The sequence below is a fragment of the Pseudactinotalea sp. HY160 genome (genome assembly GCF_009372055.1).
GTDB lineage: Bacteria > Actinomycetota > Actinomycetes > Actinomycetales > Beutenbergiaceae > HY158.
Genome location: NZ_WHMT01000004.1, coordinates 167,791 through 192,476 on the forward strand (window position 1 = coordinate 167,791; position 24,686 = coordinate 192,476).

Annotated in this window: 24 protein-coding genes and 1 pseudogene; 2 read left to right on the forward strand and 23 right to left on the reverse strand. The window is 73.7% G+C overall.

What is annotated here, in order from left to right; translation table 11 throughout:
- Positions 1-11 precede the first annotated feature (11 nt).
- The 4 genes from frr to rpsB form a co-directional block, all read right to left on the reverse strand.
- Positions 12-569: a ribosome recycling factor gene (gene frr, locus GCG21_RS06170; protein ID WP_153878354.1), complete on the reverse strand. Its 558-nt coding sequence runs from the start codon at positions 567-569 to the stop codon at positions 12-14.
- A gap of 45 nt (positions 570-614) precedes the next feature.
- The gene (pyrH, locus tag GCG21_RS06175; RefSeq protein ID WP_152818385.1) at positions 615-1,352 is read right to left on the reverse strand and encodes a UMP kinase; all 738 of its coding nucleotides are present in this window, start codon (positions 1,350-1,352) and stop codon (positions 615-617) included.
- An 87-nt stretch (positions 1,353-1,439) separates the two neighbouring features.
- Entirely contained in the window at positions 1,440-2,279 is an 840-nt protein-coding gene (gene tsf, locus GCG21_RS06180) for a translation elongation factor Ts (protein WP_152818386.1), read from the reverse strand.
- Positions 2,280-2,317: 38 nt separating this feature from the next.
- Positions 2,318-3,292 carry a 30S ribosomal protein S2 gene (gene rpsB / locus GCG21_RS06185; RefSeq protein ID WP_152818387.1) on the reverse strand — a complete coding sequence of 325 codons (975 nt, stop codon included), beginning with the start codon at positions 3,290-3,292 and terminating at the stop codon, positions 2,318-2,320.
- A gap of 687 nt (positions 3,293-3,979) precedes the next feature.
- Between rpsB and GCG21_RS06190 the strand changes: the two genes are divergently transcribed.
- Entirely contained in the window at positions 3,980-5,191 is a 1,212-nt protein-coding gene (locus GCG21_RS06190; RefSeq protein WP_227993346.1) for a tyrosine-type recombinase/integrase, read from the forward strand.
- Between the two features lie 25 nt (positions 5,192-5,216).
- On the opposite strand, the gene GCG21_RS06195 is transcribed toward GCG21_RS06190, so the two are convergent.
- From GCG21_RS06195 to GCG21_RS06220, 6 genes are all read right to left on the reverse strand, one after another.
- Positions 5,217-5,786 (reverse strand): M23 family metallopeptidase, encoded by a 570-nt coding sequence (locus tag GCG21_RS06195; protein WP_194164964.1) that lies wholly within the window; start codon positions 5,784-5,786, stop codon positions 5,217-5,219.
- Positions 5,783-6,925: a DNA-processing protein DprA gene (locus GCG21_RS06200; protein ID WP_152818388.1), complete on the reverse strand. Its 1,143-nt coding sequence runs from the start codon at positions 6,923-6,925 to the stop codon at positions 5,783-5,785. Before GCG21_RS06200 ends, GCG21_RS06195 begins: the two co-directional genes overlap by 4 nt.
- Entirely contained in the window at positions 6,906-8,471 is a 1,566-nt protein-coding gene (locus GCG21_RS06205; RefSeq protein WP_227993348.1) for a YifB family Mg chelatase-like AAA ATPase, read from the reverse strand. Before GCG21_RS06205 ends, GCG21_RS06200 begins: the two co-directional genes overlap by 20 nt.
- Positions 8,468-8,821: a YraN family protein gene (locus tag GCG21_RS06210; RefSeq protein WP_152818390.1), complete on the reverse strand. Its 354-nt coding sequence runs from the start codon at positions 8,819-8,821 to the stop codon at positions 8,468-8,470. Before GCG21_RS06210 ends, GCG21_RS06205 begins: the two co-directional genes overlap by 4 nt.
- A gap of 158 nt (positions 8,822-8,979) precedes the next feature.
- Entirely contained in the window at positions 8,980-9,735 is a 756-nt protein-coding gene (locus GCG21_RS06215) for a DUF1353 domain-containing protein (RefSeq protein WP_152818391.1), read from the reverse strand.
- Positions 9,736-9,748: 13 nt separating this feature from the next.
- Positions 9,749-10,051 (reverse strand): DUF2469 domain-containing protein, encoded by a 303-nt coding sequence (locus GCG21_RS06220; RefSeq protein WP_153878359.1) that lies wholly within the window; start codon positions 10,049-10,051, stop codon positions 9,749-9,751.
- A gap of 159 nt (positions 10,052-10,210) precedes the next feature.
- Between GCG21_RS06220 and GCG21_RS06225 the strand changes: the two genes are divergently transcribed.
- The gene (locus tag GCG21_RS06225; protein WP_152818393.1) at positions 10,211-10,777 is read left to right on the forward strand and encodes an NUDIX hydrolase; all 567 of its coding nucleotides are present in this window, start codon (positions 10,211-10,213) and stop codon (positions 10,775-10,777) included.
- A gap of 493 nt (positions 10,778-11,270) precedes the next feature.
- Here GCG21_RS06225 and GCG21_RS16660 read toward each other — a convergent pair whose 3' ends face one another.
- The 13 genes and pseudogenes from GCG21_RS16660 to smc all read right to left on the reverse strand — a co-directional run bounded on the left by GCG21_RS16660 (position 11,271) and on the right by smc (position 24,564).
- On the reverse strand, positions 11,271-12,122 hold the full coding sequence (locus GCG21_RS16660) for a ribonuclease HII (protein WP_152818394.1): 852 nt from the start codon (positions 12,120-12,122) through the stop codon (positions 11,271-11,273).
- Positions 12,123-12,144: 22 nt separating this feature from the next.
- Positions 12,145-12,834: a signal peptidase I gene (gene lepB / locus GCG21_RS06235; protein ID WP_370460108.1), complete on the reverse strand. Its 690-nt coding sequence runs from the start codon at positions 12,832-12,834 to the stop codon at positions 12,145-12,147.
- Positions 12,835-13,057: 223 nt separating this feature from the next.
- Positions 13,058-13,408 carry a 50S ribosomal protein L19 gene (gene rplS, locus GCG21_RS06240; RefSeq protein ID WP_152818396.1) on the reverse strand — a complete coding sequence of 117 codons (351 nt, stop codon included), beginning with the start codon at positions 13,406-13,408 and terminating at the stop codon, positions 13,058-13,060.
- A 147-nt stretch (positions 13,409-13,555) separates the two neighbouring features.
- The gene (locus GCG21_RS16665) at positions 13,556-14,152 is read right to left on the reverse strand and encodes a GNAT family N-acetyltransferase (protein WP_370517348.1); all 597 of its coding nucleotides are present in this window, start codon (positions 14,150-14,152) and stop codon (positions 13,556-13,558) included.
- Positions 14,144-14,905 (reverse strand): annotated as a pseudogene (gene trmD / locus GCG21_RS16670) (tRNA (guanosine(37)-N1)-methyltransferase TrmD); the annotation flags it as partial. The pseudogene trmD and the gene GCG21_RS16665, both read right to left, overlap by 9 nt.
- Complete coding sequence (rimM, locus tag GCG21_RS06250) at positions 14,902-15,501, reverse strand: ribosome maturation factor RimM (protein WP_370517336.1); 600 nt, start codon at positions 15,499-15,501, stop codon at positions 14,902-14,904. The pseudogene trmD and the gene rimM, both read right to left, overlap by 4 nt.
- 69 nt (positions 15,502-15,570) lie before the next feature.
- The gene (locus tag GCG21_RS06255) at positions 15,571-15,810 is read right to left on the reverse strand and encodes an RNA-binding protein (protein ID WP_152818397.1); all 240 of its coding nucleotides are present in this window, start codon (positions 15,808-15,810) and stop codon (positions 15,571-15,573) included.
- Positions 15,810-16,253, reverse strand: a complete 444-nt coding sequence (gene rpsP / locus GCG21_RS06260) for a 30S ribosomal protein S16 (protein ID WP_370517337.1) — start codon at positions 16,251-16,253, stop codon at positions 15,810-15,812. The genes GCG21_RS06255 and rpsP overlap by 1 nt, the downstream gene beginning before the upstream one ends.
- A 221-nt stretch (positions 16,254-16,474) precedes the next feature.
- Positions 16,475-17,578: an amidohydrolase family protein gene (locus GCG21_RS06265; protein ID WP_370517338.1), complete on the reverse strand. Its 1,104-nt coding sequence runs from the start codon at positions 17,576-17,578 to the stop codon at positions 16,475-16,477.
- Positions 17,579-17,584: 6 nt separating this feature from the next.
- Entirely contained in the window at positions 17,585-19,180 is a 1,596-nt protein-coding gene (gene ffh / locus GCG21_RS06270) for a signal recognition particle protein (protein ID WP_370517339.1), read from the reverse strand.
- Positions 19,181-19,235: 55 nt separating this feature from the next.
- On the reverse strand, positions 19,236-20,468 hold the full coding sequence (gene ftsY / locus GCG21_RS06275; RefSeq protein WP_370517340.1) for a signal recognition particle-docking protein FtsY: 1,233 nt from the start codon (positions 20,466-20,468) through the stop codon (positions 19,236-19,238).
- Positions 20,469-20,590: 122 nt separating this feature from the next.
- Positions 20,591-20,845 (reverse strand): hypothetical protein, encoded by a 255-nt coding sequence (locus GCG21_RS06280; RefSeq protein WP_152818399.1) that lies wholly within the window; start codon positions 20,843-20,845, stop codon positions 20,591-20,593.
- 83 nt (positions 20,846-20,928) lie between these two features.
- Positions 20,929-24,564 (reverse strand): chromosome segregation protein SMC, encoded by a 3,636-nt coding sequence (gene smc / locus GCG21_RS06285; RefSeq protein WP_370517341.1) that lies wholly within the window; start codon positions 24,562-24,564, stop codon positions 20,929-20,931.
- Between the last annotated feature and the right edge of the window lie 122 nt (positions 24,565-24,686).

The following is a 24,686-nucleotide window of genomic DNA, read 5'->3' on the forward strand; positions in this document are numbered from 1 at the left end:
CTCGGTGGCCCTCAGACCTCGAGGAGTTCCTTCTCCTTGCCGGCGAGCATCGAGTCGATGAGGTCGACGTGCTTCTTGGTCAGGGCGTCGAGCTCGGACTGGGCGCGGTTCACCTCGTCCTCACCGGCGTCGCCGTCCTTGCCGATGCGGTCGAGCTCCTCCTTGGCGCGGCGGCGGATATTACGCACGGAGACCCGGGCGTCCTCCCCCTTGGTCTTGGCCATGCGCACGTACTCGCGGCGGCGCTCCTCGGTCAGGGCGGGCAGCACGACCCGGATGACCTGGCCGTCGTCCGAGGGGTTGACCCCCAGGTCCGATTCGCGCAGGGCCTTGCGCACGCCGTCCATGGCCGACTTGTCGAACGGGCTGATGAGCACCGTGCGGGCCTCCGGGATGGTGAGCGAGGCGAGCTGCTGCAGCGGCGTCGGGGCACCGTAGTAGTCGACCAGGATCTTGTTGAACATCCCGGCGTTCGCGCGGCCGCTGCGGATCCCGGAGAGATCCTCACGAGCGACGTCGACGGCCTTGTCCATCTTCTCTTCGGCTTCGAAGAGGGCTTCGGTGATCACGGTGCTCCTCGGGGTTGTGTTGGGTGGGCTGGGTGGGCGGTGCGTTCAGGCGGCGGAGACCAGGGTGCCGATCGGTTCCCCGAGCAGCGCCTTGGTCACGTTGCCGGGCTCGCTCATTCCGAACACCCGCATCCGCAGTCCATTGTCGCGGCAGAGTGCGAAGGCGGTCGAATCCACCACGCGCAGGTCGCGCTGCATCGCCTCGTCGAACGTGATGGTGTCGAGTCGGCGGGCGTCGGGATCGACCCGTGGGTCGGCTGTGTAGACGCCGTCCACGCCGTTCTTTCCCACGAGCACCTCGTCGCACCGGACCTCGAGCGCGCGCTGGATCGCGACGGTGTCGGTCGAGAAGTACGGCAGCCCGGCTCCGGCCCCGAAGACGACCGCGCGCCCCTTCTCGAGGTGGCGGATGGCGCGCAGCGGGATATAGGACTCGGCGACCTGGCCCATCGTGATCGCGGTCTGCACGCGGGTGGAGACCCCGGCCTTCTCGAGGAAGTCCTGCAGCGCGAGGGAGTTCATGACCGTGCCGAGCATGCCCATGTAGTCGGCGCGGGCCCGGTCCATGCCGTGCTGGCTCAGCTGCGCGCCGCGGAAGAAGTTGCCGCCGCCGACCACGATCGCGACCTGGATCCCGGCGGCCATCGCCTCGGCGATCTCGCGGGCCACGCCCTGGACCACCTCGGGGGCGAGCCCGATGCTGCCGCCTCCGAAGACCTCACCGGACAGTTTGAGCAGGACTCGGCGGGGGGCCGAGGGGGTCGGGCTGAGCTGGCTGGTCATGGCACCTCGCAGGTCGTGGGGATACTCGTCGACGTTACACAATGGCCCCGCCCCAACGACTAGGTGGGACGGGGCCATCGTGGTCGATCAGGAGCCGACGCGGAAACGCTCGAAGCCGGTGACGGTGCCGCCCGCTTCGGTGACGATCTGGCCGACGGACTTCTTCGGGTCCTTGGCGAAGGCCTGGTCGAGGAGCACGTGCTCCTTGTAGAAGCCGTTCATGCGGCCCTCGATGATCTTCGGCAGGGCGGCCTCGGGCTTGCCCTCGTTGCGGGCGGTCTCCTCGGCGATGCGACGCTCGTCCGCGACCTGATCGGCCGGAACCTCCTCGCGCGTGAGGTAGGCGGGCGAGTACGCGGCGATGTGCATCGCCACGTCCTTGGCCACGGCCTCACCGGCGGCGTCGGTCGCGACGAGCACGCCGACCTGCGGGGGCAGGTCCTTGTTCGTGCGGTGCAGGTACGAGGTGACCTTCTCGCCGGCGACGCGGGCGACGCGACGCACGACGATCTTCTCGCCGAGGGTGGCGGCCTGCTCGTCCACGACGGTGCCCACGGGCTTGCCGTCCGAGTCCGCGGCGAGGAGCGCCTCGAGGTCACCCGCGCCGGAGGTCACGGCGGCCTCGAGCACCCGGTCGGCGAGCGCGATGAACACCTCGTTCTTCGCCACGAAGTCGGTCTCGGAGTTCACCTCGACCATGACGCCGGTCTCGCCGGCCTCGCTCGGGTTGATCGACGTGGCCACGAGGCCGTCCGAGGTCGCACGCCCCTCGCGCTTGGCAACGCCCTTGAGGCCCTTGACGCGGATGATCTCCAGCGCCTTCTCCTTGTCGCCGGCCGCCTCGTCGAGCGCCTTCTTCACGTCCATCATGCCCGCGCCGGTGGATTCGCGCAGTGCGGAGATGTCAGCGACGGTGTAATTCGCCATAAGTATTGGTCCGATCCTTCGAATCGACGGTGGTGGTCTCAGGCCTGGTCGGTCTGGTCGGTCGCCTCGACGGCGGCCTCCTCGACTGCGGTCGCCTCGACTGCGGCCTCCGCGGCGGCGGTCTCCGCCGACGGGGACGGGGCGGCGTCGGCGGCCACGGGGGCGTCGGCCGCATCGGCGGCGGCATCCGCGACCTCGGCCTTGGCCTCCTCGGGAGCCTCGGCGGCCTTCGCGGCCTCCTCGCTCTCGTGGGCGGCGAGCAGCTCGCGCTCCCACTCGGCCAGCGGCTCGGCCTCGGACTCGCCGCGCTTGCCCGCACCGGCGGACCGGGCCACGAGGCCCTCGGCCGCGCCGTCGGCGATCACGCGCGTGAGCAGCGAGACCGCCCGGATCGCGTCGTCGTTACCCGGGATCGGGAAGTCGACCTCGTCCGGGTCGCAGTTGGTGTCGAGGATCGCGACGACCGGGATGTTGAGCTTGCGCGCCTCGGCGACGGCGAGGTGCTCCTTCTTGGTGTCGACGATCCAGACGGCGGAGGGCACCTTGGCCATGTCGCGCACGCCGCCGAGGGTGCGGGCGAGCTTGTCCCGCTCGCGGCGCTGCATGAGCAGTTCCTTCTTGGTGAACGCGGAGGAGGCCACGTCGTCGAAGTCGACCTCCTCGAGCTCCTTGAGGCGCTGGAGGCGCTTGTTGACCGTGCCGAAGTTCGTGAGCATTCCGCCCAGCCAGCGCTGGTTCACGAACGGCATGCCGACGCGGGTGGCCTGCTCGGCGACCGCCTCCTGGGCCTGCTTCTTCGTGCCCACGAAGAGGATGGTGCCGCCGTGGGCGACCGTCTCCTTGACGAATTCGTAGGCCCGGTCGATGTCCGCGAGGGACTTCTGCAGGTCGATGATGTAGATGCCGTTGCGCTCGGTGAAGATGAAGCGCTTCATCTTCGGGTTCCAGCGACGGGTCTGGTGTCCGAAGTGGACACCGCTCTCCAGCAGTTGACGCATGGTGACGACGGCCATGGCTCGTCCTTTCACGGCGCGGATCGCTCCGCGCGTATTCGGTTGACTCTTCGCAGGCCGGCCGGCCGTGCGAACCTGGTGCTCACGTGGGAGGGCACCGATGGAATCGGACCTCGCCCTCCGCACCCGCTGACGCGGTCGGGAGCACGCGATGTCAGTCGGCGACCCGAGGGCCGTCCGACTGCACCCCATATCGTACCGGATCGTCCGGGGCCGCTGCCATGCGCGGCCGAACCCGGAGCGTGCGACGACGGTCACGTTCTCCCGCCCCCGTTCCCGCGCCCACGCCGAGGCCCATACCCGTGCCCGTGCCCAGGCAAGGACAGGTCCGCGCAAGGACGTGTCCTTGTAAAGACACGTTCGTGCAAGGACGCATCCAGGTCCACCGAACCGGCGCGCACCACCCGGGCCCACCCACCGGCCGCACGGGGCAGGCCGGGGGCGGGGGCGTGCGGGAACCGGTGGGAGCACCGGCTCGGCGGGCGTGCTGGGCCTGGGTGCGTACCGGCACTGCGGGTGTACCGGGCCTGCGGGTGTACCGGGCCTGCGGGTGTACCGGGACTGCAGGTGTACCGGGACTGCGGGTCGGACTGGGCGTGTGGGTCGGGTCTGCGGGCATGCCGGGCCTGCGGGTCGGGCCTGCGTGTCGGACTGGGCGGGCGCCGGCCGACGCGGCAGGCTGGGGCCATGGTCGCTCACGGTTCCGGCAGTGCCGCGCGCGATCGGCTGCGTCCGGCCTCGCCGCGGACGCTGCTTCGCGCCCGGCCCGGGGATGAGCCGCTGCTCGCGGCCTTCGCGGCGACCCTGCTGCTGCGGCGCGGCCTGAGTGAGCACACCGCACGAAATTATCGGGCCGACGTCATCTCGCTGCTGCTCTCCCTGCCCGCCGCCGGCGGGGACGGCGGGCGTGCCGCCATGGACAGCTCCGCGCGCGCCGCCGAGCCCCAGCGGCCCCAGCAGCCCCAGCAGGCCAGGGAGCCCCAGCGGCCCAGGGAGTCCCAGCAGCCCCGGCGGTCCGAGCAGACCGAGTCCGAGCAGTCCGAGCAGACCGAGCAGACCGAGCAGTCCGAGCAGACCGTGCACACCGAGCAGACCGAGCAGCCAGGGGGGCCCAAGGAGCCGGTGGAGCACACGGATCTCGCGGCACTCGACCTCGCGGCGCTGCGCTCCTGGCTGGCCGGGCAGACCCAGGCCGGCCTGGCCCGGGCGACGCTCGCACGCCGGGCCGCGGCCGCACGCACGTTCAGCTCCTGGGCGCACGAGGAGGGTCTGCTCGCGCACGATCCGGCGCTGCGGCTGCAGGCTCCCCGGCCCGATCAGGTGCTGCCGACCGTGCTGAGCGAGGGCGAGGCCGAGTCGGTGCTCACCCGCGCCGAGGTCGAGGCCCGCGACGGCGGAGCGCCTCAGATCCGCGACTGGGCGGTGCTCGAGGTGCTGTACGCCAGCGGTGCCCGGGTGAGTGAGGTCGTCGGCCTCGACACCGACGACGTCGATCTCGACCAGCGCCTGCTGCGGGTGCTCGGAAAGGGCGGCAAGGAGCGGATGGTCCCGATCGGAGTGCCCGCGGCGCGCGCCCTGGCGGCCTGGCTCGCCCGGCGCGGGGACCTGGTCACCGCGGCCTCGGGCCCGGCCCTCTTCCTGGGCGCCCGAGGCGGACGGTACGGCGCGCGGATGGTGCGCGACGTCGTCCATAGGATCGCGACGCGGGCGGGCGTGCGCGACATCGCCCCGCACGGCCTGCGGCACTCGGCCGCGACGCACCTGCTCACCGGCGGCGCGGATCTGCGGGCGGTGCAGGAGGTGCTCGGGCACTCCTCGCTGCAGACGACCCAGCGGTACACGCACGTGAGCCCCGAACGGCTGCGGGCGGTGTTCACCCAGGCACACCCGCGGGCGTGAGTCGCTCCGGCACGGCCGAGCACGGTCACTCGACCGGGTAGAGCCGGATGACCGGCGGACGCAGCAGCCCGAGCGGGTCGACATAGGCGTCCCTGCCGGTCCGCGCTCCCCAGTGCAGGCACGAGGTGGCGCCGCAGTGCTCGCCGGCGGTGAGCTCACCGATCGGCTCCCCCGCCCGCACGGGATCGCCCCGGGCGAGCGGGCCGGTCACGGGCTGATAGGTGGTGCGGATCCCGTCGGGGTGGTCGATGCTCACGACGGGCGTGCCGGCGACCGTGCCCGCGAAGGCGACGGTGCCGTCGGCCGCCGCGCGGACCGGCGATCCGACCTCGGCGGCGAGGTCCACACCGCGGTGTCCCGCGAGCCAGGGCTGCGCGGGCGGGTCGAAGGCGCGCAGGACCACCGGGTCATGATCGACCGGGCCGACCGGCGCGACGTAGCCGGATGCGCCGGGCGGGTCGGGCAGGGCCGGCTGGTCGGGCGGGCCGGACAGGTCGGGCGGGGCGCCCTCGGGCGGGTTCGAGGCCGCCGCGGGCATGGCGACGAGGAGCACGACCGCGGCCAGGAACCCGACGAGGAGGCGGCGACTGCTCATCGGGCCCGCCGCCAGCCGTCGCCGTGCCGGGCGACCTTCCCGGCCAGTTCGAGCACCCCGAGCGCGCGGATGACGGCCGCGGGGGCGAGCCCGGCGACCCGCACGAGCGCGTCGACGCCGGTCGCCGCGCGCACGGGCAGGGCGTCGAGGACCTGCGCCGTCTCCGGATCGAGGTCGTCGAGGAGCCCCGCGGGCACCTCCGCCGGGCGCGGGTCGACCGAGCCGATCGGTCCGGCGAGCTCGAGCAGCTCCTCCTCGTCTGTGATGCAGGTGGCGACCTGGTCGCGCAGGAGCCGGTGGCAGCCCGCGCTGGCCGGCGAGGTGACCGGCCCGGGCACGGCCCCGACGGGCCGGAGCAGGCCGGCGGCATGATGGGCCGTGCTCAGCGCGCCGCTGCGCCAAGCCGCCTCGACCACCACGACGGCGGCCGTGGCCGCGGCGATGAGGCGGTTGCGCTGGAGGAATCGCTGGCGCATCGGCGCCGAGCCGGGTGGCGCCTCGGAGACGACCGCGCCGCGCTCGATCACGGACTCGAGCAGCGGGGTGTGCGCGCCCGGGTAGAACCGGTCGACTCCCCCGGCCTGATAGGCGACGGTCGTGCCGCCGACCTCGAGGGTGGCCCGGTGGGCGGCCGCGTCGATGCCGAACGCGCCACCGGAGGTGACCACGAGCCCGGCGTCGGCGGCCGCACCGGCGAGCCGGCCGGTCACGTGCTGCCCGTAGTGGGTGCAGGCGCGCGCGCCGACGAGGGCCACGGCCGGCCGGGAGATCGCCTCGATCACGCCGCGCACCCACAGGCACGGCGGCGCCCCGGGGCCCAGGTCGGTCAGCCCGGCGGGCCACCCGGCCCCCTCCGGGGTGAGCACGGCACCGGTGAGGCGGTCGATCGCGTCGTGTTCGCGGCGCGGGTCGAGGTCGCGCAGTCGGGGCCGCCAGTTGCGGGCGCTGCGGGCCCAGGCCGCGTGTGGGGGCATCCCCGGGGGCCCGTCCGCCCCGCCGGTGGCCAGCCAGTCGAGGGCCGCGACCGGGCCGATGCCCGCGAGGAGGCAGCCGGCGACCCGATCGCCGGGTTCGATGATTCGCGACCAGGCGATCCGCGCCAGCAGCGGATCGGTCGCGTCATATGCGAGCGGGGTCATGTTCGCCTCCAGAGCGCAGCACGAGGGCGGTGCCGAGGTGGTCGACCCGCGGGCGTTCGGCACCGGCGAGATCGGCGACGGTCCAGGCGAGCCGCAGCACCCGGTCGATGCCGCGCAGGCTGAGACGACCCTGATCGAGCTGGCGCTCGAGCAACCGGAGGCAGTCCGGCGCGACCTGCCCGGTCCGCTCCCGCAGCCACGGCCCGGGCACCTCGCCGTTCGTGCCCCACGGGGTGCCCGCGAGCCGCTCGCGCTGGCGATGGCGGGCCCGCCGTACCCGGGCCGCGACGGTCGCGGTGTCCTCGCCGGCGCGGGCGGCCTCGACGCGGGTGATCCGGCCGACGGTCACCCGGATGTCGACCCGGTCGAGGAGTGGGCCCGAGAGTCGGTTCTCGTACCGCCGCCGCACCTGCGCGGAGCAGGTGCAGTCGATGCCCTTGCCGCTCCCCTTCCCGCACGGGCAGGGGTTGGCGGCGAGCACGAGTTGGAACCGGGCGGGGTAGCGGGCACTGGCGTAGGAGCGCTGCAGCACGAGCTCACCGTGTTCGAGCGGCTGGCGCAGCGAGTCGAGCACGTGCGGGGCGAACTCGGGCGACTCATCGAGGAAGAGCACGCCGAGGTGGGCGCGCGAGGCCGACCCCGGCCGCGGGATCCCCGAGCCGCCCCCGACGATCGAGGCCATCGTGGCGCTGTGGTGCGGTGCCTCGAACGGCGGCCGGCGAAGCAGGCCGCGGGCGGGGTCGAACGTACCGGACATCGAGTGGATCCCGGTCACCTCGATCGCCTGCGCCTCGCTCAGATCCGGCAGCAGCCCCGGCAGCCGGGCCGCGAGCATCGTCTTGCCCGTGCCCGGCGGTCCGCTCATGAACAGGTGATGCCCGCCGGCGGCGGCGATCTCGAGGGCGGCCCGGGCCTCGTGCTGACCGACCACATCGGCCAGGTCGGCCGGGCCCGCCAGGCCGCCGGCGGGTGCGGCGGGTGCGAGCGGGGCGGGTGCGGCGGCTACGGGAGGGGCGGGGGCGTCGTCCGCACGCCCGCCGTGCAGGCGCACGACCTCGGCGAGGTGACCGGCGCCGACCACCCGGGCGCCCGGAACGAGCTCGGCCTCGGCGCGGTTCGCGGCCGGGACCACGATCCGCGGCCGGCCACGCGCCACAGCGGCCGCCACGGCGGGCAGGATCCCGCGCACGGGGTGCAGGGCGCCGTCGAGACCGAGCTCGCCCAGATGCACGTGCTCGCCACCGCCCGGCAGGCTCCCCTGGGCGCGGAGCACGGCCACGGCGATCGCGAGGTCGAAGATCGACCCGGACTTGGGCAGTTCCGCGGGGGTGAGGCCGACGGTGATCCGCCGCAGCGCCCAGGTCAGGCCGGTGGACTGGATCGCGGCCCGCACCCGATCGCGCGCCTCGGCGAGTGTTGTATCGGGCAGGCCGACGATCCGGAACTGCGGCAGGCCGTCGCTCACCTGCGCCTCCACCCCGACGATGTCGCCCTGCAGCCCCACGAGCGAGACGGCCATCGTGCTGCCCAGGCCCTGCCGGCTCATCCGATTCCCCGCACGTGCTCGAGCCGCACCGGTCCCGACCGGGGCGCGAGGATCGCGATGAGGTCGAGGCGGATCTCGGGGGGCTCGTGTTCGTGGCTCGCGAGCCATGCCGCCGAGAGTCGACGCAGCCGGGCGAGCTTGCGCGCGGTGATCGCCTCGAGAGGGTGGCCGTGGGCGGTCGAGGTGCGCGTCTTGACCTCGATGAACGCGAGCACCGTGCCCCGGGAGGCGACGAGGTCGATCTCGCCGTACCTGCAGTGCCAATTCGCGTCGTGGATCCGCCAGCCGCGCTCGCCCAGGTAGGCCCGGGCGACGCATTCCCCGGCGCGCCCGATCTGCAGTGGCTGCATCCCGATCACCGCCCTCTCGCTCGATGTCCCGTCATCGTGGCGCAGCGCGGCCCGGGCGTGCGGCGCGGGCCGGCCGGGCTGTGGATCGAGAGGTCGCCTGTGGACGGCGTTGCTCGCCCGGGACGGTTCGGCTCACCCCTCAGGGGTGGTACCGCGGGTCAGCCCGCGGGCGGACGCGCTCCGAGACTCGGGCCGCTCACGAGCCGTTCCAGCAGCCGGTAGAGGGCGTAGAGCACCGCGATCGCCACGGTCACGTGCAGGAGGAACGCGAGCGTGATCCCGGTGATGACGCCCGCGGGCGCGAGCCGCCGTCCCCAACTGAGGGCGAGCACGGAGGGGATGACGAGCGCCCCGGCCGCACCGCCGAGGATCCGGGTCCACAGCGGCCCGTGCCCCATCCACGGCACCCCGGGCCCGACCCCGAACAGGTCGCCCGTGGCGAGGGCCCCGAGCACGACGACCACCGCGATGAGCCCCGCGACGACGCCCCTCCAGTACCAGCGGGCGCGCGGCCGCGACCACAGCGTGGCCATCGTGACCGCCGCCCACATGAGCCAGCAGCGGATCACGCCGGTGCCGAGGGCGCGGGCCGCGCGGCGGAACAGCCGGTCGGCGCCGGCGCGATCGAGGTACGGACCGGTGTAGCAGCGGCGCACGGTCGCATCGTGCAGGACCGCGGCCGGCAGGAAGATGCCGCTGCGGGGCACGAGCCAGGTGAAGATCCACGGCACGGAGGCCAGGTCGGTGCGGAACGTGTCCGGATCGGACGGCGCCACGAACGGCTCGTCGTATTCCTCGCTGACGTAGGCGAACCGGCGGAGCACCTGGAAGTCGTGGCCGTCGATGCTGCGCAGGTCCAGCCGCAGCGGGCCGCCGTCCGCGGCGTCCTCGAACCGGCCCCCCGCCGTGCTCACGAGCGGCCGTGCCTCAGGGGAGTTCCAGGTCGGCCTTGGCGAGTTCCTCCACGTTCACGTCCTTGAACGTGACCACGCGGACGGACTTGACGAACCGGGCGGAGCGATAGACGTCCCACACCCAGGCGTCGGCCAGGGTCAGCTCGAAGAACACCTCCCCGCCCGCCGAGCGCACCTGCAGATCCACCTGATTGGCCAGGTAGAACCGGCGCTCGGTCTCGACCACGTAGCTGAACAGATGCACGACGTCGCGATACTCGCGGTAGAGCTCGAGTTCGGCATCGGTCTCGTACTTCTCCAGGTCCTCTGCACTCACGTGACCCATCATCCCCCATCCGCCGCCGGCCGCGGCCTCGAACGCGGGATCGTGTCGAGGTCCGGCCCCGGTCACCTCGACGGAATCCCGCGTTCGGCGAGGCTCCCATTCGCGGCGGGGCCCCCGGGCCCGGCCGGCCGCGCCCCCTACCCTGGTCGGGTGCCCGATCTCGCCGCCGCCCTCTCGACCACCCTCGTCGCCCTCGGGGCCGAACCGTGGGCGGCCGGCGAGCCGCTGCGGGCAGAGTACGCCGCCTTCCTCGCCGCCGATCCGGGGCGCGTGCACCGCACCGGCCCCGAGCACTTCACCGCCTCGGCCATGGTCTTCACCCCCGACCTCGCGCAGATCCTGCTGTGCCTGCACGGCAAGGCCGGCTTCTGGGTGCAGCTCGGCGGCCACCTCGAGGCCGACGATCCCACCCCGCTCGCGGGGGCGCTGCGGGAGGCGCGGGAGGAGAGCGGGCTGAGTGACGTCGTCGCGACGCGGGATCTGCCCATCGACCTGAACCGGCACGAGCTGGCATCCGAGTTCGGCCGGTGCCGGGCCCACTGGGACGTGGTCTATGCGCTCACCGCGGAGCCGCGGCCGCCCGTGGTGAGCCCGGAGAGCAAGGACGTGCGCTGGTTCCCGACCTCGAGCCTGCCCCCGAACTGCGCCCCGGGTTTCGAAGCTCAGGTCGACGCGGCCCTGGCGCGACTGCGGCCCGCGCAGCACCCGGCTCGCTGACCGACTCGCCCGACGAGCCCGGCTGGTGGGCTCGGCTGGCGGGCTCGTCGGGTGGGATCGGCTGGCGGGATCGGCTCGTGGGCTCGACTGGTGGGCTCGAGCACCCGGCGACCAGGGAGGAACCCGGGAAATCCCGGCCGAAACCGCTGCCTTCGCCCTGGTCACCGATGAGAAGGACGATTCGGCCCTGGTCGACGCCGAGAACCATGGATCGGCCCTGGCCGCCGCCGGGAACAGCGGAACGACCCTGGTCGCTCGACCGACCGGCCCACCGACCGGCTCGACCAGCCGCCGACCAGGGTGTAACCCCGGAAATCCCGGCCGAAACCGCCGCCTTCGCCCTGGTCACCGACGAGAACGACGATTCGGCCCTGGTCGACGCCGAGAACCATGGATCGGCCCTGGCCGGCGACGGGGACCATGGAACGACCCTGGTCGGCGACGGGAACCATGGAACGACCCCGGTCGGCGCGATACTCAACCGCCTGGGGCGCTAGTCGAGCAGGCCGGCCTGCACGAACGTGGGCTCGACGCCGGGGAGCCGCCACGACCGCCGGTGCAGCGGCGAGGGGCCGAGGCGTCGCAACGCGTCGGTGTGGGCGGCGGCCGCGTATCCCTTGTTCGAGTCCCACCCGAAGCCCGGATACGCCTCGTGGTGGCCGACCATCATCTCGTCACGCTCGGTCTTGGCGAGCACGGAGGCGGCGGCGATCGCGCTGATGCGCAGGTCGCCCTTGACGTGGGTCTGCACCGGCGGGCAGCCCAGCGGTGCGGACTCCCGGCCGCCACGTGCCGGCTGGCCGCCGGCGCCGTCCGACTGCACCGTCCCTGGCCGGATCTGCCCCAGCCGGATCTGCTCCGACTGAACCGCACCCGGCAGCACCGCACCCGGCAGCACCGCACCGGGCAGCGCCGGCCCCGGCAGCGCCGGAAGCACGGGCACCTGCGGCTGCACCGGGGTGAGCCAGTCGTGCACGCCGTCGAGCAGCACGAGATCCGGCACGCAGCCGGCCCCGCACACCTGCGCCAGCGCCCGGTGCCCGGCCAGGCGCAGCGCCGCGATGATGCCGTACGCGTCGATCTCGGCCGGGCTCGCGTGCCCGACCGCGCCGGCCACGCACCAGCGGCGGATCGGATCCAACAGTCGCATCCGGGCCTCGGGGGTGAGGAGCTTGGAATCGCGCAGCCCGGCCGGCAGCCGCCCGGTCGAGCCGTCCACGACCACGACCCCGACGCTCACCGGCCCGGCGAGGGCGCCCCGGCCGACCTCGTCCATGCCTGCGATCCGCGCGTGGGAGGCCAGCAGCTCCTTCTCGAGCGTGCGCGTGGGGGCGGATGCGGGCATGGCTCCTACGGTAACGCGGGCCTCAGTCGCCCGCGGTCTCCTGGTCCGGAGCCGGTTCCCGGGTGCCGGGATCGGGCACGTCGGCGAACGTCTCGCCCGAGCGTCCGATCATGCCGAGCCGGTCGAGCGGCCACACCCGCACCCAGGCGGTGCCCACAACGTTGTCGATCGGCACGAAGCCCCCGCCGACCGCGCCCTGGGAGTACCGCGAATCCTGCGACCTGGGGCGGTTGTCACCCATGACCCACAGGTGTTCGGCGGGCACGGTCTCGTCGAAGGTCTTCTCGCTCGGCACCGCGCCCGGCTTGATGTACGGCTCGTCCAGGGGCGCGCCGTTGACGGTCACGCGGCCCTGGTCGTCACAGCAGGCCACCTCGTCGCCGGGCAGGCCGATGACCCGCTTGATGAGGTGCTCGCCGGCGTCCGCGGGCAGCAGGCCCACCCACGTGAGCACCTGCTGGACCACGGTCGGCTCCTCGTAGTGCGGCCGCAGCCAGCCGCCCGGGTCCACGAACACGACGACGTCGCCGCGTTGGATGTCGAGCGGGCCGGGCCGGAGCTTGTTCACGATGAGGCGGTCGTCAACCTTGAGCGTGTCCTCCATCGACTCGCTCGGGATGTAGAACGCCTGAGCGAAGAAGGTCTTGATCACGAGGGAGATGACGAGCGCGGCGACCACCACGATCGCGGCCTCGCGCAGGAACCCGAGCACGCCCTGACTCTGCGCACCCGGCCGACCCGAGGCCGTGCGGCTACGTCGCTGCGCGGGAGGCTCCGTCGTCCCCGATCGACCGACGATCACCTGGCGGGGCCGGTCGGCCGGCGGGAGCCGATGCGGATCCGCCGGCGGGAACGACGGCGGCCGGGAGGGGACGCCGTCCCCGATGGGGTCGACATCCTCCTGCCCGGCCGAGTCAGGACCTTCGTAGGTCAACTCAGTTCGCGGTCTCGCGCAGTTCCTTGACGCGGGTCGCCTTGCCCTTGCGATCGCGCAGGTAGTACAGCTTCGCGCGGCGCACGTCACCGCGGGTGACGACCTCGATCTTGTCGACCGTGGGCGAGTGCAGCGGGAACACACGCTCGACGCCGACACCGAAGGAGAACTTGCGCACGCGGCACGTCTCCCGCAGGCCGCTGCCCTGACGCCCGAGCACCACGCCCTGGAAGATCTGCACGCGCGAGCGGCTGCCTTCCACGATGTTCACGTGCACCTTGACGGTGTCGCCGGCCCGGAACTGCGGGATCTCCTTGAGGGAGCCCGCGTCGATCGAATCCAGTTTCTGCATGGTGTGCCTTCCCGCGCTTGCCTCGGGTCAAGAGCGAATGTTCGGGCGGTGGTTCCGCCGTGATCAGGGTGGGCCGGTGATCGTGTGGATGGTCGCTCCCCCGCGGCAGAGCGAACCGGCGGCTCACCGGGCCGTCGCTGAAGTTTGTCACACCCCGGGCCGCGGTGGAAATCCATCCGGGTCGAGCGTGCGCTCCATCACGTAGTCGTCCTCGACGCGCGCGCCGACGGTGAACATGCGCTCCCCCGCGACGGCGAATGAATGACGCCGGTAGAAGGCCTGGGCGCGGGCGTTGCGTTGGTTCACGCCGAGCCACAGGCGGGCCATCCCGGCCGCGGCGGCGCCCTCGATCGCGGCCTCGAGCAGCCGGTCCGCGACGCCGCTGCCGTGGTGCTCGGGCAGCACGTAGACCTTGTTCAGGTCGCCGACCCGGCCGGCCGGCCCACTCGGCGCACTCGGCCCACTCGGCACGGTGGGCTCGGTATGCACAGTGGGCGCGAGGGGGCCCGGCTGGTCGAGCACGACCATCGCGTAGCCCACGACGGCCCCGGCGACCTCGGCGAGCCAGAGCTGTCGCCGCCGCGCCTTGGCCCAGCCCCGGAACGCGGCCTCGGTCAGGTTCTCCGCGACGAAGGCCGCCGCCTCCGCGGGCGGGAATCCGGGCGGGCAGGCGAGCGGGAACGTGCGGGCCGCGACGTCGGCGAGGTCGGCGGCGTCGGAGGGCCGGGCGCGGCGCACGCTCACCTCGTGGGCGGCCAGGAGGTCGGGGCGGACGGCGGCCGTGCGGGCCACGGCCCGGGCGCGCCGCCACCGCTCGATCCGGCCGTGGTCGCCGGAGCGCAGCACCGCGGGGATGTCGAGTCCGCGCCACTGCGCCGGGGCGGTGTACACGGGGTACTCGAGCAGGCCCGCCCGGCCGTGCGACTCCTCCACGAGCGAGTGCGGGTTGCCCACGACCCCGGGCAGGAGTCGCCCGATCGCCTCGATCATCACGACGGCGGCGACCTCGCCCCCGTTGAGCACGTAGTCGCCGATCGACAGCTCCCGCACGCGCATCCCCGCCGCGGCGTAGTGGGCGCCCACGCGGGCGTCGATGCCCTCGTACCGGCCGCAGGCCACGATCAGGTGGGCCCCGCCGGCGATCTCGGCGGCGATCTCTTCGGCGATCCGCTGGGTGAACGGCTCCCCCGCCGGGGTGGGCACGACGAGGGTCGCCGGCGCGCCCGGGTCCGAGCCGGTGAGGAGGTCGTCGATCGCACGCCCCCAGACGTCGGGGCGCATGACCATGCCCGCACCGCCGCCGGCCGGGGTGTCGTCGACGGTCCGGTGCCGGTCCGTGGTCCAGTCCCGCAGATCATGGACGCCGACCCGCAGGTCTCCCTGCGCGCGCGCCTTCCCCAGGAGCGAGAGTTCGAGCACGTCGAGGAACGCCGGGAAGATCGACACGATGTCGATCTTCCCGGCGTTCGGGCCGTCCGGTTGCCGCGCCTCGGTCACGGGCGCGCGTCCGTGTCGGCAGTGTCGCCGGTGTCGCCGGGGTCGGCAGCGTCGCCGGCGGCGGCAGTATCGGCAGTATCGGCAGTGTCGTCGGCATCACCGGCGAGCAGACCCGCCGGCGGGTCGATCACGACCCGCCCGCCGGGCACGTCGACCACGGGCACGATGGCGGCGACGAACGGCACGAGGGTGCGCGCCCCGGAGGTTTCGGCGAGCACGAGCACGTCGTGGGCCGGGTAGTACTCGAGCCCGCGGATCTGGCCGAGCACCCGGCCGGTGGGATCCTCCGCCCGCAGCCCGGCGAGCTCGTGCGGGTACCACGCGTCGGGTTCACTCTCGGGCTCGGTCAGGAGCTCGACGCCCCGGAGGCCCTCGACCGCCGTGCGGTCCTCGTAGCCCTCGAAGCTCGCGTACCAGTGGGATTCGCGCCGCTGCAGTGCGGCGATCGTGAGCGGGCCGGCCGCGCTCGTCAGCGTCGTGCCCACCGCGAGCCGCTCGGTCGGGCGGTCGGTGTGCAGGCGCAGCCGTGCGAGCCCGCGCAGCCCGTTCGGGGCGCCGATCGTGGCGATCCGCAGCAGCATCGGTTCCTCAGTCACCGCCGGCGATTCCTTCCGCTCATGCGAACGGGCCCGCACTGTGCAATGCGGGCCCGTTCACGGCTGATCTCAACGACGATCGACGTCCACCACGTCGACCCGCACGGAGCCGTCGGTGGAGAGCGCGTTCATCACGGTCCGCAGCGCTCGCGCGGTGCGGCCCGAACGGCCGATGACCCGGCCGAGATCGTCGGGGTGGACCCGGACCTCGAGCAGGTCCCCGCGGCGCAGCGACCGCGCGGTGACCTGGACGTCGTCGGGCTTGTCGACGATCCCGCGCACCAGGTGGTCGAGCGCGTCGGTGAGCATCAGTCCTCGCTGTTCGAGGTGTCCGCGGACTCCTCGGCGGGGGCCTCGGCAGCCTTGGCCGCGGCGGCGGCCTTGGCCTCGGAGGCCCGGGCCTTGCGCAGTTCGGCGTCCGCCTCGGCGGCCTTGACGGCCTCGGCCGGGTCGCCCTTCTCGGCCTTGACCGTCAGGGTGCCCTCGGTGCCGGGCAGGCCCTTGTGGGTCTGCCAGTCGCCGGTCACCTTGAGGAGTGCGAGCACCTGCTCGGTGGGCTGTGCGCCCACGCCGAGCCAGTACTGCGCGCGCTCCCGGTCGATGTCGATGAGCGAGGGCTCCTCGGTCGGGTGGTACTTGCCGATCTCCTCGATCACGCGACCGTCGCGCTTGGTGCGCGAGTCGGCGACGACGACACGGTAGTAGGGCGCCCGGATCTTGCCGAGACGCTTCAAACGGATCTTGACAGCCACGTGTTGGCTCACTCCTGGTTCGTGGGGGTGAATACCGCCGCCTGCAGGTGGGGCCAACCGGCGGACGATCTTCGTGGACGCGTGTCGCATCAGTGAGAGGGCTGAGTGCACACGGGTACAGCGGGTTAGTCTGCCAGATGCCGGGGGCCTGCTGCCACTCGGCCCCTCCCGCGGGAGTGTGGCGAGGGCCACAGGCGGCCGTCGCCCCGGCCTCACGGAACTCAGCGCACTCGTCGCCCCCGCAGGAAGACGGCGCTCGGGCGGGCGAGCACACCGATGTCGGTCCGCGGATCCTCCGGGTAGACGACGACATCCGCCGGCGCCCCCTCGGCGATCCCGGGCGCCCCGAGATACGTGCGCGCGGCCCACGTCGCGGCGGCGAGGACATCGGCGGCGGGCACCCCCGCGGCCACGAGCTCGGCGGCCTCGTCGGCGATCCGGCCGTGCCGGATCAGGCCCCCGGCGTCGGTGCCCACGAGGATCTGCACGCCGGCGGCGTGCATCGCGGCCACCTGCTCGTGGCGGCGGGCGTGCAGGCGTCGCATCCGTGCGGCATAGCGGGGATACCTCACACCGGCCTGGTCGGCGATCGCGGCGAAGTTGGCGATCTGCACGAGCGTGGGGGTGACGGCGACACCCGCCTCCGCGGCCCGGTCGAGCTGGGCGGGTGTCATGCCGGTGCCGTGCTCGATGCAGTCGACGCCGGCGTCGAGCAGATCCTCGACCGTCTCGGTGGCGAAGGTGTGCACCATGACCCGGGCGCCGTGGCCGTGGGCTGCCGCCACTCCCTCCCGCAGCTGCCTCGCCGTCCACAGGGGCCGCAGGTCGGCGGCGGCGCCGTCGCTCCGGTCGATCCAGTCCCCCACGATCTTGACCCAGCCGTCGCCGGCGCGGGCCTGGGCGGCCATCGCGGCCGGCAGGTCGTCCGGGTCGTCGAGCTCGTGGGCGTAGTCGCGCACGTACCGCTTCGGACGCGCGAGGTGCCGGCCGGCGCGGATGAGGCGGGGCATACCCGTCTCGCGCCGGATCCACGCCGTGTCGGCCGGCGACCCGGCGTCGCGCACGAGCAGCACCCCGGCGCGCACGTCCGCGTCCGCCTGGGCGCGGGTCGCGGCCTCATCGATCGCGCCGAGCGGGCCGAGGCCGAGGTGGCAGTGCACATCGACGAGTCCGGGGGTGATCCAGCCCAACAGCGACTCGGGCGACTCCCCCGACTCCCCCGACTCCCAGCCGGCAGCGGGCGCGAAGGTGAGGCGGTCGCCGTCGATACGAACCCGCTCGCGCTCCACCCCACCCGTGAGGACGACGCCGCTCAGCGTGGTCACGGGCGGCTAGTTCTTGAGGAAGTCGCCGAGGTCGCTCGGGAGCTTGCCCGGGTCGAAGTCCGCGGGCTCGGGCGCCTGCCCGAACGCCGACCCGGCGCTCGCCTGGGACTGCGAGGCGGCCTCGCGTTCCTGCTGGGCGCGCTTGGCGGGATTGCCGGACTTGCCCTTCTTGCGCTTGGGCGCCGGCGCCATCCGGCCGCGGGACTTCTTGCCGCTGCCGGGCAGGGACCCCATGCCGCCCGCACCGGGCATCCCGCCCATGCCGGGCATGCCCCCCATGCCGGGCATCCCACGGCCCCCGCTCTTGGCCATCGAGCGCATCATGGTCTTGGCCTGGTCGAACCGCTGGAGCAGCTGGTTGATCTCGGTCACGGTGGTGCCGGATCCGCGGGCGATGCGGCTGCGGCGGGAGCCGTTGAGGATCTTCGGATTGTCGCGCTCACCGGGGGTCATCGAGTTGATGATCGCCTCGATCCGGTCGACCTCGCGCTCGTCGAAGTTCTCGAGCTGGTCGCGCATCTGCCCCATGCCGGGCAGCATCCCGAGCATCTTCTTCATCGATCCGAGCTTGCGCAGCTGCTGCATCTGGGCCATGAAGTCGGCGAGGGTGAAGTCGCCGTCGCCCGAGATCTTGTGGGCGATCTCGGCGGCCTGCTGCTCGTCGAAGGCCTTCTCGGCCTGCTCGATCAGGGTGAGGATGTCGCCCATGTCGAGGATGCGCGAGGCCATCCGGTCCGGGTGGAAGCGTTCGAAGTCGGTGAGCTTCTCACCGGTCGAGGCGAACAGCACGGGGCGGCCGGTGACCGTCCGGATCGACAGGGCCGCCCCGCCGCGGGCGTCGCCGTCGAGCTTGGAGAGCACGACCCCGGTGAAGCCGACGCCGTCACGGAAGGCCTCGGCCGTCGTCACGGCGTCCTGGCCGATCATCGCATCGACCACGAAGAGGGTCTCGTCGGGGTTCACGGCGTCGCGGATGTTCGCGGCCTGCCGCATGAGTTCCTCGTCGACGCCGAGGCGTCCGGCGGTGTCGACGATCACGACGTCGTGGAGCTTGGCGCGGGCGTGCTCGACGCCGGCGCGGGCCACGAGCACCGGGTCGCCGACGCCGTTGCCGGGCTCGGGCGCCCACACGGCCACGCCGGCCTGCTCGCCCACGACCTGCAGCTGGGTCACGGCGTTGGGTCGCTGGAGGTCGGCCGCGACGAGGAGCGGGGTGTGCCCCTGCTCGCGCAGCCAGACGCCGAGCTTCCCGGCCAGGGTCGTCTTCCCGGCGCCCTGGAGGCCGGCGAGCATGATGACCGTCGGCGGGCGCTTCGCGAGGGTCAGCTCCCGGGACTCGCCGCCGAGGATCTCGATGAGTTCGTCGTTGACGATCTTGACGATCTGCTGACCGGGCTGGAGCGCCTTGGACAGGTCGGCGTCCTTGGCCTTCTCCCGCACCGCGCTGGTGAAGGCGCGCACGGCGGGCACGGCCACGTCGGCGTCGAGCAGGGCCCGGCGCACCTCGCTGATCGTCGTGTCGATGTCGGCGTCGGTGAGCCGGCCCTTGCCGCGCAGGGACTTGAGGCTGGCGGTGAGCCGGTCGGAAAGGCTGGCGAACACGGATGCGGTCCTTCGAGGCGTCGGGTATCGGGTCGTGCTGCTACAGGATAGGTGCTCAGCTCAGGAGGGCGTCCACGAAGTCCGCGGCGCTGAAGGGAGCGAGGTCGTCCGGGCCCTCCCCCAGGCCGACGAACTTCACGGGCACGCCGAGTTCGCGCTGGACGGCGATGACGATCCCGCCCTTGGCGGTGCCGTCGAGCTTGGTGAGCACGATCCCGGTCACGCCGACGACCTCGGCGAAGACCTGGGCCTGGCGCAGGCCGTTCTGGCCGGTCGTGGCGTCGAGCACGAGCAGCACCTCGCTCACGGGTGCCGCGCGCCCGACCACGCGGGCGACCTTGCCGAGTTCGTCCATGAGGCCGGCCTTGTTCTGCAGCCGGCCGGCCGTGTCGACGATCACCACGTCGGCGCCGTCGGCGCGACCGGTGGCGACCGCGTCGAAGGCGACGGCGGCCGGGTCGGCGCCGTCCCGGTCGGAGCGGACGACGGGCACCCCGACCCGCTCGCCCCACGTCTGCAGTTGGTCGGCGGCGGCGGCCCGGAAGGTGTCGGCGGCGCCGAGGACGACGTCACGCTCCTCGGCCACGAGCAGGCGCGCGAGCTTTCCGGCGGTGGTGGTCTTGCCGGTGCCGTTGACGCCGACCATGAGGATGGTCGCCGGGTGCGGCTCGCCGTCGTCGCCGAGGCGGGTCGCGGTCTCGAGGCTCCGGTCCATGGCCGGGTTCACGAGATCGAGCAGGAGGGAGCGCAGTTCCCCGCGCACGGAGTCCGGGTCGAGGGCGCCGGCCACGCGCGAGCGGGTGCGCAGCGCGCTCATGAGCTCATCGGTCGGGGCCGAGCCGACGTCGGCGATCAGGAGGGTCTCCTCGAGTTCCTCCCAGTCGGCCTCGGTCAGGTGGTCGCGGGAGAGCACCGCGAGCAGGGCGCTGCCGAGGGCCCCGGAGCGGGCGAGCCGGCTGCGGAGGCGCTCCATCCGGGTGCCGGCGCTCTCGGGGCGCTCGAGGGTGGGCGCCGCCTGTTCGAGCGCCCCATCGATGTCGACGGTGTCGAGCACGCCGGCGGACTCGTCGCCCTCCGGCGGCGCGAGGGTGTCGACCCCGCCGGTGCCGGGCCCCTCGCCGTCCGACTCGGGTCGCTCAGCGGTGCCGGCGGGCGGTGTCTGCCGGGTCGGCGGCACCTCGGGGCCGCGCCGGCCACCGCGGCCGGGACGCAGGAACACGACCGTGCCGACCACGAGCACGACGATGGCGAGGGCGATCCACAGGAGCCAGGAGAAGGTATCCGTCACATCCCCTAGTCTGCCTCAACGACCGCGCCCCACCGAGCGGGGACCGATCCCCACACCCCGGGCCGGTCCTCCCCACTCACGAAGCAGGGCCCGTTCCCCGCACGAAGCAGGGGCCGTCGCGGTCAGGCGCGTGGGTGCGGCTCCGCCTCGCCCAGGGTCCACAGATCGCCCACCCGCAGGTCACCCGTGCGGGCGGCGGGCTCGGCGATCGCGGCGGCCTCGGCCCGCACGGAGGTGAAGGCGGATCGGTCCCGCAGTGCGCCCCGATAGCGCGACCAGGCGTGCTTCCAGTCCCCACCGCGCGTCCCCAGGATCACGACGATCACGATCAAGGCGCACACGATGGCCGAGACGGTGGCGAGGACGGCTGCGGTCATGTTCCGATTCTCACCCGCCCCGCCGCCGCGCCGGACACGGACACCCGGCCCGTCACCGAATCTTCACGTGACCTCGCCCACCCTCACCCATCCGCACTCAGGGGCGGGCTCAGGCGGGTTCCCCCCTGGCCGAGCCGCTGGGAGATGAGGGTCGTGACGCCGTCCCCACGCATCGTCACGCCGTAGAGGGCATCGGCGACCTCCATCGTGCGCTTCTGGTGGGTGATGACGATGAGCTGGGAGTCCTCGCGCAGCTCGCGGAAGATGTCGATGAGGCGCCCGAGGTTCGTGTCGTCGAGCGCGGCCTCGACCTCGTCCATGACGTAGAACGGGCTCGGCCGGGCCTTGAAGATCGCCACGAGGATCGCGACCGCCGTGAGCGAGCGTTCCCCGCCGGACAGCAGCGAGAGCCGCTTGACCTTCTTGCCGGGCGGGCGCGCCTCCACCTCGATACCGGTGGTGAGCAGGTCGCCGGGGTCGGTGAGCAGGAGTCGGCCCTCGCCGCCGGGGAAGAGCCGGGCGAACACCCGCTCGAACTGCGCCGCGGTGTCGGCGAACGCGTCGGCAAAGACCTGCTCGACCCGCTCGTCGATCTCGGCCACGATCTGCAGCAGGTCCGCGCGCGAGGACTTGATGTCGGCGAGCTGACGGCTGAGGAAGTTGTGCCGTTCCTCGAGCGCCGCGTGCTCCTCGAGCGCGAGTGGGTTGACCTTGCCGAGGAGCGCGAGGGCGCGCTCGGCCTTCCGGAGCCGCTTCTCCTGCTCCGCGCGGACGAACGGCACGGGCGCGGCCTCCGCGTCGTCCTCCGATCCCGCTGAGCGCTCTGTGCCCGACGGGCCCGAGGTGGCCGGGATGGGCAGGTGCGGGCCGTAGGACTCGACGAGTTCCTCGGGGTCGAGCCCGAGCTCGTCGGCGGCCCGGGTGGCGAGCGCCTCGATCGTCGCGCGCTGGCCGGCCCGCGCCACCTCATCCTTATGGACGACGTCCGTCAGCTCCGCGTGTTCCCGCGCCAGGGCGTCGACCTGGGTGCGGACGGCGCCGAGTTCCGTCTCCCGGGCGGTCCGGGCCGCCTCGGCCTCGTCGCGGGCGCGCTGGGCCGCGGCGAGGGAGGTGTCGATCGCCGCGAGTGCGCGTTCGGCCCCCGTCTCGACGAGTCCGGCGCTCACCCGCTGGGCGGCCCGGCGCCGGGCGCGCTCGGCGGCGGCCTGGCGGTTGCGGCGCTCGGTGGCCGCGGACCGTTCGAGGGCGGCGGCGCGCCCGGAGATCGCGCGGAGCCGTTCCTCGAGGGTGCGCATGACGAGCCGGGCATCGGTCTCGACGCCGCGCGCGGTCGTGGCGGCGACGGCGGCCTCGTCGCGCGCCTCCGCCGCGGCCGTGGCCGGGTCGACACCGGCGGCGGGCCCGGCACCGGCGGCGGGCTCGTCGCGGGCCTCCCCCTCGGCGGCGGCGAGGGTGGCCGTGAGTTCGGCGAGCTCGGCGGCGATGGTCGACCGGCTCGCGTTCGCGTCCTCGATCGCGGCCGCGGTGCGCTCGGCCTCGGCGTGGCCGGCGCGCATGGTCGAGCCCAGCTGCGCGAGGCGTTCGGCCACGGCGGCGAGCGCGGCGTCGGAGTCGTGCAGGGCGGCCAGGGCGGCATCGGCGTCGGACTGGGCGAGCTGCAGCGCCTCGCGCGCGGGCTCGAGGGCGGTCTCGATCCCGGCCAGTTCCCGCTCGGCGGCCGTGACCGCGGCCGCGGCCTCGTCGCGGGCGGCGTGGAGTTCGAGCACGCTCGGGGAGTCGCCGGCGCCGCCGCTGGCGCGCGTCGCCGTGACGAGGTCGCCGCCGCGGGTGACGGCGACGACCCCGGGGTCGCCGGCCCGGGCCACGTCGGCGGCTTCGGTCAGATCGTCCACGACCACGACCCCCTCGAGCAGGAGGAGAACGGCCGCGGCCACGTCGGGCTCCGGCGTGACGAGGTCGCTCGCCCACTCCCCCGCGACCGGTGCCGGGCGCCCCGCCGGAGCGCCGCCCCCGGCGATGACCAGGTGGGCGGTTCCGAACTCCTCGGCACGGACCCGCTCGAGCGCCGCGGCGGCGGCGTCGATGGTCTCGGCGACCGCGGCGTCCGCCCAGGTGCCGAGCGCCGCGGCGATCGCGTTCTCGTAGCCGGCGCGGACCTGCAGCCGGTCGGCGAATGCACCGAGGATGCCGGGCACGTCGCCCTCGAGCAGGGTGCCGGTGGCATCGCGGCGGGTGAGGCTCAGGTCGAGGGCGTCGCGGCGGGCCGTCCAGGTGGCGAGCTCGCCGCCGGTACCGCGGCGCCGTTCGGTCAGGCTCGTGACCGTCTCCTCCGCCGCGGTGAGCCGGGCCAGGCCGGCCTCGTGGGCGGTGTCGAGGTCCTCCTCGCCGGCCTCGGCACCGACCGCCTCCTGTTCGAGTCGGGCATAGGCGGACCCCGCCTCCTCGGCGCGGGAGCGGGCCGCGGCATGCCCGGCGCGCAGCCGCTCCACCTCGGCCTCGGTCGCCTCGAGCCGGCTGCGGGCCGCCGCGACCCGGCCCGTGAGGCGTGCGAGATGCTCACGGCGGTCGGCGGCATCCCGGTGCACCCGGGCGAGGGCCTTCTCGGCCTCGGCCGCGACCCCCTCCGCGTGCCTGCGTCGTTCGACGGCGGTCTCGAGCGCGGCAGCGGCCGCGGTGTGCTCGGCGGTCAGCTCGCCCTCGGTGCCACGGGCGCGGGCCGCCTGCGCGTCGAGGTCGCGGGGATCCGGCCCGGTGACCGGTGCCCGGTCGTCCTCCTCGAGGAGGCGGCCCCGCTCGGCGGCGAGGGTGGCCGTGCCGCGCAGCCGTTCGCGCAGGCTCGAGAGCCGGAACCACATCTCGGCGGCCTCGTTGAGCGCGGGGGCGGCCGCAGCCGCCTCGCCCTCGAGGGCGGTGAGCCGGGCCCGGGCCTTGAGCTGGGAGTCCTCGACCTGCTCGCGGCGGGCCCGCAGGGCGTTCTCGTCGGCCTGCTCGGCCTCGAGGGCGGCCGTGAGCTGCACATAGTCGTCGGCGACCAGCCGCGCCTTCGCGTCCCGCAGATCCGCCTGCACCACGTGGGCGCGGCGGGCGATATCGGCCTGCTTGGCCAGCGGTCCGAGTTGGCGGCGGATCTCCGTCACGAGGTCGCCCACCCGGGCGAGGTTGGCGGCCATCCCGTCGAGCTTGCGCAGCGCCTTCTCCTTGCGCTTGCGGTGCTTGAGCACGCCGGCGGCCTCCTCGATGAAGCCGCGCCGGTCCTCGGGGGTGGCGCTGAGCACGGCGTCGAGGCGGCCCTGGCCGACGATCACGTGCATCTCCCGGCCGAGGCCCGAGTCGGAGAGGAGCTCGGCGATGTCGAGGAGCCGGCACGAGGTGCCGTTGATCGCGTACTCGCTGCCGCCCCCCTGGAACAGCGTGCGTGAGATCGTCACCTCCGTGTAGTCGATGGGGAGGGCGCCGTCGGTGTTGTCGATCGTGAGCGAGACCTCGGCGCGGCCGAGCGGCGGCCGCGACGAGGTGCCCGCGAAGATGACGTCGGCCATGTTGCCGCCGCGCAGGGTCTTGGCCCCCTGCTCGCCCATGACCCAGGCGAGCGCGTCCACGACGTTCGACTTGCCCGACCCGTTCGGCCCCACGACGGCGGTGATGCCCGGCTCGAAGTGAAGGGTCGTCGCCGAGGCGAAGGACTTGAATCCCCGCAGCGTCAACGTCTTCAGGTGCACGGGCTCAGCCTACTGGGCGCCGGGGCGACGTTCGTGGACCCGGCCGATTCCTCGGTGGGGAGACACGTCGGTGCGAGCCACGGGCGAATTACCCCGACCACGACTCGAGCCCGGTCGCCGCA